At 36.5% G+C, this 12,406-nt stretch carries 10 protein-coding genes; 4 read left to right on the top strand and 6 right to left on the bottom strand.

What is annotated here, in order from left to right:
• Positions 1 to 49: 49 nt before the first annotated feature.
• Positions 50 to 1,633: an FMN-binding glutamate synthase family protein gene (locus tag ACQ65V_RS14530; protein ID WP_430468485.1), complete on the bottom strand. Its 1,584-nt coding sequence runs from the start codon at positions 1,631 to 1,633 to the stop codon at positions 50 to 52.
• Positions 1,634 to 1,683: 50 nt separating this feature from the next.
• On the opposite strand from ACQ65V_RS14530, the gene ACQ65V_RS14525 reads away from it, so the two are divergent.
• On the top strand, positions 1,684 to 3,279 hold the full coding sequence (locus ACQ65V_RS14525) for a hypothetical protein (protein ID WP_430468484.1): 1,596 nt from the start codon (positions 1,684 to 1,686) through the stop codon (positions 3,277 to 3,279).
• On the opposite strand, the gene ACQ65V_RS14520 is transcribed toward ACQ65V_RS14525, so the two are convergent.
• Positions 3,273 to 4,550: a M20 family metallopeptidase gene (locus ACQ65V_RS14520; protein ID WP_430468483.1), complete on the bottom strand. Its 1,278-nt coding sequence runs from the start codon at positions 4,548 to 4,550 to the stop codon at positions 3,273 to 3,275. The two genes, ACQ65V_RS14525 and ACQ65V_RS14520, sit on opposite strands and share 7 nt — an antisense overlap.
• Before the next feature lie 131 nt (positions 4,551 to 4,681).
• Here ACQ65V_RS14520 and ACQ65V_RS14515 point away from each other — a divergent pair, with 131 nt between their 5' ends.
• On the top strand, positions 4,682 to 7,012 hold the full coding sequence (locus ACQ65V_RS14515) for an ATP-dependent helicase (RefSeq protein WP_430468482.1): 2,331 nt from the start codon (positions 4,682 to 4,684) through the stop codon (positions 7,010 to 7,012).
• Positions 7,013 to 7,059: 47 nt separating this feature from the next.
• Positions 7,060 to 7,653, top strand: a complete 594-nt coding sequence (locus ACQ65V_RS14510) for a hypothetical protein (protein WP_430468481.1) — start codon at positions 7,060 to 7,062, stop codon at positions 7,651 to 7,653.
• On the opposite strand, the gene ACQ65V_RS14505 is transcribed toward ACQ65V_RS14510, so the two are convergent.
• The 3 genes from ACQ65V_RS14505 to ACQ65V_RS14495 are packed head-to-tail and all read right to left on the bottom strand — an operon-like array spanning position 7,654 to position 10,492.
• Positions 7,654 to 8,595, bottom strand: a complete 942-nt coding sequence (locus tag ACQ65V_RS14505) for a hypothetical protein (protein WP_430468480.1) — start codon at positions 8,593 to 8,595, stop codon at positions 7,654 to 7,656.
• Positions 8,592 to 9,569, bottom strand: coding sequence for an aspartyl protease family protein (locus tag ACQ65V_RS14500; RefSeq protein ID WP_273292880.1), 978 nt, complete (start codon positions 9,567 to 9,569; stop codon positions 8,592 to 8,594). Before ACQ65V_RS14500 ends, ACQ65V_RS14505 begins: the two co-directional genes overlap by 4 nt.
• Positions 9,570 to 9,625: 56 nt before the next feature.
• Positions 9,626 to 10,492, bottom strand: coding sequence for an alpha/beta hydrolase fold domain-containing protein (locus ACQ65V_RS14495; protein WP_430468479.1), 867 nt, complete (start codon positions 10,490 to 10,492; stop codon positions 9,626 to 9,628).
• A 47-nt stretch (positions 10,493 to 10,539) separates the two neighbouring features.
• On the opposite strand from ACQ65V_RS14495, the gene ACQ65V_RS14490 reads away from it, so the two are divergent.
• Complete coding sequence (locus ACQ65V_RS14490) at positions 10,540 to 11,160, top strand: L-threonylcarbamoyladenylate synthase (protein WP_155087866.1); 621 nt, start codon at positions 10,540 to 10,542, stop codon at positions 11,158 to 11,160.
• Here ACQ65V_RS14490 and ACQ65V_RS14485 read toward each other — a convergent pair.
• Entirely contained in the window at positions 11,157 to 12,368 is a 1,212-nt protein-coding gene (locus ACQ65V_RS14485) for a multidrug effflux MFS transporter (RefSeq protein WP_430468478.1), read from the bottom strand. The two genes, ACQ65V_RS14490 and ACQ65V_RS14485, sit on opposite strands and share 4 nt — an antisense overlap.
• Positions 12,369 to 12,406 lie beyond the last annotated feature (38 nt).

The raw sequence follows: 12,406 nt of genomic DNA, 5'->3' as shown, positions 1-12,406 counted from the left end.
TATTCGTTTGGTTTTTCCCTATTCTTGTTTACAGCCTACTGCCTACTGCTTACTGCTTACTGCTTACTGAAGACTGAATACTACTCTTTCCGCCAAGATACTCACAATCCTTTAAATGTTGCATGGATTTAAATGGCACTGGTGTTTTTTTGTATTTATAAGTATGACTTAGTTCTTCTGAGAGATTATGATCATCGACATTGACATCAATATCATCCATGGTGAATTGGCAAGGGTGCTCATAACCTGAAGCATGTGTGATCTCAATCAGTTCCTTTCTAAACGTCTTAAAATATTGCGCTAGCCGTTCAGATTTTAAAGGAATGTCAATACCACGTTGCAGCCATTTGCTTTGTGTAGCGACACCACTTGGACAGCGATTGGTATGGCAAATCTGAGCCTGAATACAACCAATACTCATCATAGCTTCTCGTGCCACATTCACGCAATCTGCTCCCATAGCAAAAGCCATGGCTGCTTTTGCTGGGAAACCGAGCTTTCCACTCCCGATAAAAACGATACGCTCCGTTAGTCCTTTTTTCTGAAATAAACTATACAAATCGCCAAACCCATAGACCCAAGGCAAGGATACATGGTCGGCAAAACTCGGAGGTGCTGCACCTGTACCGCCTTCACCACCATCTACGGAAATAAAGTCTGGTCCTTTTCCTGTTCTAATCATGGTATCAGCAAGTTCTTCCCATTGTTCTAGTTTACCGATAGCGGCTTTTATGCCTACAGGCAAGCCTGTTTCTTCTGCTATGGCTTCGATAAAATCCACCATTTCATTTACAGTTGAAAACGCACTATGGTTTGGTGGTGACAATACGGTTTTACCAACTTCTACACCACGTATATCTGCAATTTCTTGGCTGATTTTTGCACCTGGTAAAACACCACCTTTACCAGGTTTTGCACCTTGAGATAATTTAATCTCTATAGCACGAACATAAGGATGATCTTCAACCAGTTTCTTCATTTTTTCCATGGAAAAACTTCCATCTTTTGCTCTAACTCCAAAATAACCTGTTCCAAAATGAAAGACGACATCGCCTCCATGGCAATGGTAAGGTGAGAGTCCGCCTTCTCCCGTGTTGTGGTAGGCTCCTGCGAGCTTTACGCCTTTGTTCATAGATTCTACAGCTCTTGCAGATAATGATCCAAAGCTCATAGCAGATACATTTATAATAGATGCTGGGCGATAAGGCTTACGTCTTTTGTTGAATTCTCCCATGATCTTGGCACATGGCAAAAAGGTTTTGTCTATAGAGTTAGGGTGGTCGGCTTCAATCTTAAAAGGAAACATAGCATTGTTGACAAAAATATGCTGGTGTGCATAGATATCTCTATCCGTTCCGAAGCCTTCGTAATTATTTTCGTTTTTGGAAGACGCATACACCCAACTACGTTCTATACGGTTAAATGGTAATTCCTCTCTGTTATTAGCTACAAAATATTGACGGATTTCTGGACCAATACCTTCAAATAAATAACGAATACGACCGATGACAGGAAAGTTATGTCGGATGGTGTGCTTTCGTTGTAAAATATCTTGAATTGCAATGATTGCTATGATGATAAGTATCCAAGCCCACCAAGGAATTGTGCCTAAAAAATCTAAAATGGAATCCATTGAAATATTTAAAAAAGTAAAGATATTTAAAAATAATTGTTACCAAAACAATGAAACTTTATCTTTATAAGATGAAGCGTAATCACAAAAAGAAAATAATTATCATAAGTGTCATAGTGGTTTTGGCTATAGCATTGCCATTTATTGGTAATCTCATAATAGAAAACAAAATCACAACACTAATAAATAACTTACCAAAACATATCAATGTAGAATACTCTGATATTGACGCAAGCATGCTGTCGGGTAATTTAGAATTAAAGTCACCTCAGATAATGGTCAAGGGAGAAACGACGGATAGCATAATCTTCTCTGTAGAACTGGATAAATTTGAAATAAACAATCTTAGCTATTGGGATTATATTTTTGACGATGAGCTCTCCATTGGTGCTATCAATATTGAAAATGCGATTATTAAGTACAGCTATAATCCTTTGATTGAAAATCAGAGCTATAGCTCTAATGTCTTCGATAAAATTAAAAATAACATAAAGGTTGAAAGAATTTCTGTTGTAAACTCTGATGTATTGGTCACAAATTTTAAAACAGATTCAACCATTTTAAGTTTACCACAATTTAATTTCGAATTTAAAGGTTTTGGTGTCAATCCTGAGAGCGAAAAAAAGCGAGTTCCTTTTACGTATAAAAGTTTTGATCTTGAAGGGAAAAATCTAAAATGGGCTGTTAATGACTATGAAAACTTAACCATAGGATCTTTGAATGTCGCAGACTCTAGTGCTGTTTTTAAAGACTTTGGGTTAAAAACTAAATATTCTAAGCAGCAGTTGTCAGATATATTAAAGGATGAAAGGGATCATTTTGATGTCAAAATAAAACAACTGAATTTGCAACATCTCGATTTCGGTTATAATGCTGAAGACAATTTTTATTGTATTTCAGAAAAGGTAAAGGTCATTCAGCCTAACGCAGAAATCTATAGAGACAAGCTTGTTGCTGATGACCTTACTGAAAAGCCTTTATACAGTAAAATGCTCAGAAATTTAAATTTCAATTTAGGGTTGGATGAAGTGGTGCTAGAAAATGGATATTTGAAGTATTCAGAAAAAATGAATGCCGATAGCAAAGCAGGAACTTTGGAATTTAAAGATCTACAGGCATCCATAACAAATTTAGGGAATACCTATGGTGAAAAAGATACAAGGATTAATGTGAATTCATTATTCATGGAAACATCACCTATGGAGGTGGATTGGAACTTTAAGGTTCAGGATACTACAGATCGATTTGTTTTTAAAACGGATTTAGGCAGAATCCAAGCCGAAGAAATGAACCAGTTTACTGGACCTAATCTAAATACACAGTTTGAAGGTGTTTTAGAACAAACCTATTTTACTATAAACGGAAACCCTTATACTTCAATTGTTGACCTTAAGGTGAGATACGACGATTTTAAGGTCATAGCTTTAAAAGAGAATGGTAAAGACAAAAAAACACTTTTATCTGGCATCATAAACCTACTTGTGTCTAATGACAGTGAAAACAAATCAAATGATTTTAGGAATAGTGATACAGAACAAGTAGAGCGCGATGTCACCAAATCTATTTTCAATTTCGTTTGGCTGAATATTCAGGATGGTTTAAAATCTGCGATGGTAGGCGACGGCAAACGAGAAAAGGACTATTGATTATTTAAATAATCCAAAGTCAATTGTGTAAATGCTTTTACGCCAAGCAACATACCGCTTTCATCAATCTTAAAATCAGGTGTATGGTGCGGAAAAGCACCTTTTGATTCTTCGCTTGGTGTCATACCTCCTAAAAAGAAATATATGCCAGGAACCACTTCTTGGAAATAAGAAAAATCTTCACCACCAGTTGTGGCTTTCATGAGTTTTACATTGTCACTTCCAGCAACTTCTTGCAATGACGGTAACATTTTATCTGTCAACTCAGGGTCGTTGTAGGTGATTGATGTTTGGTTTCTAAAAGAAATGGTTGCCTCGCCACCATAAGCTTTAGCGATGGTTTCTGTCATTTCTTTCATACGTCTTTCAATCATTGAGCGCATTTCTGGATCCAAGGTTCTTACAGTACCGATTAATTCTGCGGTTTCAGGTATAATGTTAAAACGTGTACCCGCAGTAATCTTGCCAACAGTAATCACAGCTGCTTCTTCAGTAAGTTTAGCTTCTCTACTTATAATGGTTTGAAGCCCATCGATAATCTTTGCCGAAATCATAATCGGATCCACACCAGACCAAGGTTGAGAACCATGGGTTTGTTTTCCTTTTACGTTAATCACAAAGCGCTCTACGGAAGCCATAATACCGCCTTTTTTGTATTTTATGGTTCCGACTGGAGTACCTGCATTTATATGCAGACCAAAAATGGCATCTACTTTAGGGTTTTCGAGCACGCCTTCCTTTATCATCAATTTAGCTCCGCCTTCTTCACCAGGAGGTGGTCCTTCTTCTGCAGGTTGAAAAATAAATTTTACAGTCCCTTTTATTTTGTCTTTATGTTTAGACAAGACTTCCGCAGTAGCCATTAAAATAGCAATATGTGTATCGTGTCCGCAAGCATGCATCACTCCAGTTTCAGTACCTAAAAAAGTGGTTTTTACTTCAGATCTAAATGGTAAATCGTTGCGCTCCGTTACAGGAAGTGCATCAATATCTGCTCTAAGTGCTACCACTTTGCCAGGTAGGTCTCCTTTTAATAAACCCACAACACCAGTGATTGCTACTCCTGTTTCAACTTCTAAACCCAAGGATTTAAGATGTACGGCAATTTTTTCTGCCGTCTTAAATTCTTGATTTGATAATTCTGGATTTTGATGGAAATGACGACGCCATTCAATAAGTTTGTCTTCAATGTTGGTAATATCTTGGTCTATAGTATTTTGGGCGAAAGAGAAAGAGCATGCAAATAGCACTAATGCTAAAAAGGTTTTCATAAATTGAATTTTGCACTAAGATATTGAAATTTAGTTAAACAAAATTCTTGATATATTGTTTATAATTATTGATTCTAAAACATAGAAAAACCTATGACTATGCGTATTTTCACGGTTTGAAAAATTTAGTTTTGGAAAAGTACCTCAGTCAACTTAACGACGCTCAATTAGCACCAACATTACAGAAAGATGGCCCAATGATAATCATTGCTGGCGCAGGTTCTGGTAAAACGCGTGTTCTTACCTATCGTATTGCCTATTTGATGAGCCAAGGCGTAGATGCCTTCAATATTTTGGCGTTAACTTTTACCAATAAGGCGGCTCGCGAGATGAAAGGCAGAATTGCTGATATCGTCGGAGACAGCGAAGCCAAAAATCTTTGGATGGGAACTTTCCATTCCGTTTTTGCCAAGATTTTACGTTTTGAAGGCCATCACCTTGGCTTTCCCAACAACTTCACTATTTACGATACACAAGATTCCCAAAAACTTTTAGGTTCCATTATCAAGGAAATGGGATTGGATAAGGATATTTATAAAACCAAACAGGTTTACAGCAGAATTTCTTCCTATAAAAACAGTTTGATTACGGTTAAGGCTTATTTCAACAATCCAGAATTAATGGAAGCTGATGCTATGGCTCGTCGCCCAAGAACGGGAGATATTTACAAGGAATATGTAGATCGCTGCTTTAAGGCAGGAGCTATGGATTTTGATGATTTGCTATTGAGAACCAATGAGTTGTTGACGCGTTTCCCGAATGTGTTGGCGCAATATCAGAACAAGTTCCGTTACATTTTGGTAGATGAGTATCAAGATACAAACCATTCGCAATACTTAATCGTTAGAGCGTTATCTGACCGTTTTCAAAATATATGCGTAGTAGGTGATGATGCACAGAGTATTTACGCTTTCCGTGGTGCGAACATTAATAATATTCTAAACTTTCAAAAAGATTATGACGATGTTAAAGTTTATCGGTTAGAACAGAATTATCGTTCTACAAAAAACATTGTGGGAGCTGCAAACTCAGTTATTGAACACAACAAAACCAAGCTCGATAAAATAGTTTGGACCGCTAATGTAGAAGGTGAAAAAGTTATTGTTCACCGTACTATGACTGATGGTGACGAAGGTCGTTATGTGGCGAGCACCATTTGGGAAACTAAGATGAACGAGCAATTGCCCAATAGTGATTTTGCGGTTCTGTATCGTACCAACGCACAATCGCGTGCTATTGAAGATGCCTTAAGGAAACGTGATATTCCGTATAGAATTTATGGTGGATTATCATTCTATCAACGCAAGGAAATTAAAGACATAACGGCTTACTTGCGTCTTATTTTAAATTCGGCTGATGAAGAAGCCTTAAAACGTGTCATTAACTATCCGGCAAGAGGAATAGGACAGACGACGGTAGATCGACTTGTTGTTGCTGCAAATGCTACAGGAAAGACTATTTACGAGGTGATGCAGAATATTGACACAGTTTCCATTAATATCAATAATGGAACAAAGAATAAGTTGAAGGATTTTGTGACGCTTATTGAAAGTTACAAGGTGATGAACCAAAACGCCAATGCTTTTGAATTGGCAGAGCATGTGACGAAGTCCAGTGGTTTAATCAGGGAATTGAACAAAGACGGTACACCAGAAGGTGTCACCAAAATGGACAACGTACAGGAATTATTGAACGGTATTAAGGATTTTGTTGAAGGTCAGGTTGAAGTTGCCGATAGTACAGGGTCATTAGCTGAATTTTTAGAGGATGTAGCTTTGGCAACCGATTTGGATGGTGATAAAGGCGACCCAAACCATGTGGCATTAATGACCATTCACTTAGCGAAAGGATTGGAGTTCCCTCATGTGTTTATTGTTGGTATGGAAGAGGATTTGTTCCCAAGTGCCATGAGCATGAATACACGAAGCGAACTGGAAGAAGAACGACGTTTATTCTACGTGGCGTTAACCAGAGCTGAAAAACAAGCTTATCTTACTTATACGGTTTCGCGTTATCGTTGGGGAAAATTGATCGATGCAGAGCCTAGCCGATTTATTGAAGAAATTGATGACAAGTTTGTTAACAATACAACACCAATGAAAGAGCAACGGTTTAACCCAATGCTCGATGCTTCAATCTTTGGTGATATTGAACCTAATAAAATCAGGTTTGCAAAACCAAAGTCTCCAAAGTTTAAGAAAAAGGATTCTAAAAAGAAGCCTGAAAACTTTAAAATCAGTACTCCAAAGAAATTGAAACCTGTGAGTCAATCCAACGGAGCTTCAAATTTGTTTGATACTAAGCTTACCGTAGGTAACAAGGTAAACCATCAACGTTTTGGTAGAGGTGAAGTTCTAAAAATTGAAGGTGCTGGTGGCGACCTAAAAGCTGAGATTAAGTTTGAAAATGGCACTACCAAGAAACTGCTTTTACGATTTGCTAAGTTGGAGATTATTGGGTAATTTTCATAATCTTATAAAAAACAGTTAGATACAAACAATTTTACATCATGAAAAAATTAATCCTTTTACTAGTGTTCTTACAAATAGGTGTTTGTTTTGCTCAACGCCCTAATGGAGGACGTAGAGGTAATCCCAATGCAGGACAAGCCACTGCTGGTAGAGAAATGCCAAAGTTTGAATCTGAAAAAGCGGCTGGTATTCTTGAGTATGATGCTAAAAAAGTAGCTAAAAAACTAAAGATTAAAAAAAATGATTCTATAGCGGACGATGTAAGAGCCCATATTGAAACATATAATTCAAAAATCGATAAGATAAAAACTGAAAACAAAGATCTCTTTGAAGGTTTGGATATTGTTGTTAACCAAAATATGGAAGCGGCAACTAAGAATAGAAATAGGGAGTTAATGCAGGAAACAAGAAAGATGATTGAGGAAAAACTCAAACCTATCAGAGACGACATAAAAACACATCAAGATAACTTAGATACCTCATTAGAAACTGTTTTATCAGAAGAGCAGTACTCAAAATGGTTAGATTACAAGGAGTCTGAATTAAAAAAATTAATGCCTAAACGAAGAGGTAATGATGCCAGAAACCGACCAGATAATTTAAACGGACGCTCTGGGAGAAGACGCGGTTAGTTACTTTACCATACACACCGAATTGATGTTACCGTCGTAATCGTACTCTTTTACACTGTTTGCTGGATCGGTAATCCATTTGCCATCCACAATGAATTTGTAATGGTATTTTCCACCAGATAGCTTTTGGTCAAATACCCAACAGTCATCTACTTTTTTCATTTTTAACTTGTTCTCAGACCAATTGTTAAAGTCTGCGCTTAAAATTACGGTCTCAGCATCCTGATAGTCACAAAGTCTAAAAGTTACGTTCTTTTGAACGTCAATAACAGAGTTATAACCATCGTATTCATTTTCAACTTTTGAAGGGTTATGCGGATCAGTAATCCAATGTCCATCTACAATAAACTTATACTGATATATATCTGGACGCAATTGCAAGGTAACTTGCCAGCCATCATCCGTAGGTTTCATCTTAAAACCTGTTTCGTCCCATCTATTAAATGTCCCACTGAGAATGACCTTTTCGGCATCTTTGTAGCCCTTTAATTTAAACGAGACATTACCATAGTCTGTGGCAAAAGTGCTATATAGCTTCAGGTTGTATGCACCATAATACCAACCATCGTCGGATTTTGCATCTGTAATATTATTAAATGCTCTAGAGGGTTCAGCCCAGTGTTTGCTGTTGACGATAAACTTAAATTCCCAATCAAAGTCTGAGGTAAAGTCAGATAGGTCTTTTTTTAGTGTATAAATGGAATCGTTTACCTTGTTCATTTTCCACTGGTCTTTTGCCCAATTGTTGAATTCGCCAGAAACAAAAACATCATCTATGGTATCACCATTATTTTCAATATTGGGATAATCCTTTACATTAAAAATAAAAGTAACCACCTTTCCTTGTATGTCATAACCTTTCTTGGTATTGTTCTGCGCAACGATACCCAAAGCGGACATTAGAAAAACAAAATAAACGATATGTTGTTTTATTAATTTCAAGGTTTTATAACGGGATATTTTATAAAATAAAGCTTCCTTTTTTTATAGTTGATAATTGTTCTTTTCTGGGCAAAAAATTCAAACCCTAATACACCATCCAGTTGTATGCCAAATGCGCTTTTCATATGTTTTAGGTCTGTAAGTACGGTTTTCATTGGGCCAAAGTAAATGGAATCGTTCAATTTTACTCTGTACAATTTCCCTGCCAAAACCTTAGCTTTTTTTCCACTGGCACCTGTAAGTTTCAATTCTTTGCCAGGATAAAAATAGTCTAAAATTTCTGAATCCAAATTTTTGTTAAGCTGGTTGTATTCGGCAGCCGTATCTAGGCCAAACTTTACTTTTTTATCTGCAACATAGGCGTCAATGACAATAGTATGCTGCTTTAATTTAAAATCAATACTATCATTAATGGTTTCTGCATAAACTTTATCCGAAAGCCGATTTCCTTGTTTATCAGTTTTAGTTAGTGTAATCTGATTTAAGTGTAAATCAATAAAGACTTCAAAATCTTTTAATACACTATAGCCAATGATGCCTAACAGTTCAATTTTTTTGGTTTTTTCAATGTGCGAAAGATCAATAACATCAGCATTGAGTTGTTCTAAGCTCAAATCTTTAATACTCAGTTCATCAAGGTGCTTTTCTTTTACATTTTCGATAGTGTTATGTACTCCACTTTTAGACTTTCCATCATCTCTGTATTTTCTGGTAGGTTTAAAATGAACGCTGTTGAGTATCAATGTTTCCGAACCTGTATCAATAATAAAATTGCCTTCTTGATCGAGCAATTCCACCTCCACTATAATAAGCTGGTCAATAACCTTAAAGGGAATACGTGTTGTTGAAGCATTGATGATTTCAGCTTTTGAAAAAATAATGGGAGGTTTTGCTTCTGGAGGAACATTTTCAGTAGCAAAAAGATTCACTGTGATGAGCAGTGAAATTATGATTTTGATTGATTGATGATACATACTATATAGACTGATAAACTAGCCTATATGTTACAGAAATTTAAGGTTTTAACATTTTACATATGCGTTTCAATAAAGTTGTGAAGTTTAAGTGTGGTGTCCAATAAATTGAAACCAATCCAGCCATGTCCTTCATTAGGATATAAGGTAAACTCGTGGGTTACATTAAGCGCTTCAAGTTTATCGCGCATATCAGTACCTTGTGTTGTTGGTATTAATGGATCTTGTCCACCATAAAACAATATGGTTGGTGGAGCAGAAGATGTTACTCTGTGATATGGGCTTACGTCTTCCAAAAATTCAGTTGTGGCATCAATACCAAAGGCATCTAATATCTCTTGAAGTACGGGATTGTTATTGTTTAAATACGCAGGATCTGTAAAATTAGTCGGCCCAACAACGCTACATACCATTTCTACTTGGCTATCATCATCAAAAGCATAACTCCAAAGCAATGATAAATGTGCACCAGCACTTGCACCAATAAATCCTATTTTGTCAGAAATGCTGTAGTAATTTTCATTGGCCTCTAAATAATCTACAACCGTAGTAATATCATTTATTTGCATTGGGTAGGGTGGGTTGTTTTCATCTGCAAGCCTGTAATTCATATTCACAATGGCATAATCCGTCATTTGTGTTTTTATATAGTCTTTAAAGGCGTTCATGTCTGCTTTGTCACCAGCTGTCCAACCACCACCATGGACAAGAATCACTGTTTTGGTATTAGAACTTCGGTTAGCTGGAAGGTATAAATCAAAAACCTGATCACTATCATTTCCGTAGGAAATATTGAATTCTTCATAGGCAACAAGGGGATTTAAGGCTTCTGGATCATTATTATTGTTTGAATCGTCAGAACTACAGGATAAAAACCCTATGATAGTAAATAAATAAACGAACAAATATTTAGGTCTTTTCATATTGAAAAATTATTTACATTGTAAACGTCTTTTGTAAGATACATATTATGGCAGAATTTATTAGAATATATCCTGAAAATCCGAATCCAAAAGAAATTCAAAAAGCGGTGAAAATCTTAAAGAATGGTGGTTTGGTCATTTACCCAACCGACACCGTTTATGGGTTGGGTTGCGATATTACCAAGATGAAGGCTTTAGAACGTATTGCCCTAATTAAAGGAGTAAAGCTCGAGAAGTCGAATTTTTCATTTGTATGTGAGGATTTAAGCAACCTTAGTGACTATGTAAAACAAATTGATACAACCACATTCAAGATTTTAAAGCGCGCCTTGCCAGGACCCTATACTTTTATTTTGCCTGGTTCTAAAAATTTGCCCAATCCGTTTAAAAAACGAAAGACCGTAGGTATAAGAGTGCCAGATAATTCTATAGCTTTGGCTTTGGTCAATGCGCTAGGAAATCCTATAGTTTCTACATCCATTAGAGATGAAGATGATGTAATTGAATACACCACGGACCCAGAATTAATTCTTGAGAAATGGGACAAATTGGTCGATTTGGTCATTGACGGAGGCTATGGAGATAATGAAGCATCTACGGTTATTGATTTGTCAGTTGAGCCTCCTGAAGTTATTAGGGAAGGCAAGGGAAGCCTCGAAATTTTCTAAGCTGCTTTTAAAACGCTTGATGTTTTTCTAGCATTCACATAAAACAGAGTTATTGAAATCACTCCACAGACGAGAAATCCTATAAATAAAGGAGTCACAGTGTCCTCGACAAAACTTCCGATATAATTAGCAATAGGTACAGCCATTACGGTAGAAATAAAACCATTTAAGGCAGAACCGATACCTGCGATATGCCCTAATGGTTCCATTGCCAAGGCTCTTAGATTTCCGAATAAAAATCCGATAGTAAAAAATTGAATGGCAAAGAATGTAATCAGTATTTCAATGCTTGGATTGTTGCCAGAATGAAATATGAGTATGAATATCAAAGAGGTGATGATAAAGCTCCACATAGAGATATGTACAATGCGCTTCATACCAAATCTTACGACCAATTGACTGTTCATAAAGGTTGCCAAGCCCACTGATATGGCGAGACTTGCAAATATAAGCGGGAATTCCTCAGCCAAATCATATTGCTTTTCAAAGATGAGTTGTGATGTACTGAGATACACCATAAAGGAACCCGTTATAAATCCTGAAAGTAAAGTGTAAATTACTGCAGGTCTTATTTTGAAAAATTGAATGGTTCCTGTTTTAAATATAGAAAGTCGATATGGGATTTTGTACTTGTCTTTTAAGGTTTCAGGCTGTCTTAACCAAAACCAAATCATAACCAAAACACCAAAGGCTAGTGTAAAAGTGAAAATGAATTTCCATCCATAATAATTCATTAGGAATTGTCCCAAAGTAGGTGCAACCACGGGCACTAAAATGAAAACCATAACCACAATCGACAGAATTTTTGCCATATAGTCACCATCGTAAGAATCTCTTACCATAGCTATAGACATTGTTCTTGGTGCAGCTAAACCTACACCTTGCAAAACCCTTCCCAAAAGCATAATTTCAAAACTTCTGGTAGTCACACAGATGATGGAGGCAATAATAAATATGGCAAAACCAATGTAAACAATAGGTTTGCGACCAAGACTATCGGATAACGGTCCTAAAATCAACTGACCAAAACCCAGTCCCAAAAAAATAGAGGTAATCAGTTTTGGATTGTTACTTGGGTCACTAACACTCAAATAATCACCAATCATGGGTAAAGCTGGCAATACCGCATCAATGGATAAGGCTACGATAGACATTAACGCAGCCATTAAGACTACAAATTCTAATTGGGATCGCTGTTGGTTTTGCATGGTGCAAAAATAAGTCAATTAATGCCTATTTTTGAGAA

Origin of the sequence: Winogradskyella ouciana, from assembly GCF_965284585.1 — a bacterium.
GTDB lineage: Bacteria > Bacteroidota > Bacteroidia > Flavobacteriales > Flavobacteriaceae > Winogradskyella > Winogradskyella ouciana.
Note: the sequence above shows the minus strand (reverse complement) of the source record. Positions and strands in the feature narration are given on the sequence as shown.

Coding starts and splice junctions, on each gene's coding strand:
- ACQ65V_RS14520 (WP_430468483.1), bottom strand. CDS start 4,550: ATGAAAACCTTTTTAGCATTAGTGCTATTTGCATGCTCTTTCTCTTTC.
- ACQ65V_RS14530 (WP_430468485.1), bottom strand. CDS start 1,633: ATGGATTCCATTTTAGATTTTTTAGGCACAATTCCTTGGTGGGCTTGG.
- ACQ65V_RS14490 (WP_155087866.1), top strand. CDS start 10,540: ATGGCAGAATTTATTAGAATATATCCTGAAAATCCGAATCCAAAAGAA.
- ACQ65V_RS14510 (WP_430468481.1), top strand. CDS start 7,060: ATGAAAAAATTAATCCTTTTACTAGTGTTCTTACAAATAGGTGTTTGT.
- ACQ65V_RS14500 (WP_273292880.1), bottom strand. CDS start 9,569: ATGTATCATCAATCAATCAAAATCATAATTTCACTGCTCATCACAGTG.
- ACQ65V_RS14495 (WP_430468479.1), bottom strand. CDS start 10,492: ATGAAAAGACCTAAATATTTGTTCGTTTATTTATTTACTATCATAGGG.
- ACQ65V_RS14525 (WP_430468484.1), top strand. CDS start 1,684: ATGAAACTTTATCTTTATAAGATGAAGCGTAATCACAAAAAGAAAATA.
- ACQ65V_RS14485 (WP_430468478.1), bottom strand. CDS start 12,368: ATGCAAAACCAACAGCGATCCCAATTAGAATTTGTAGTCTTAATGGCT.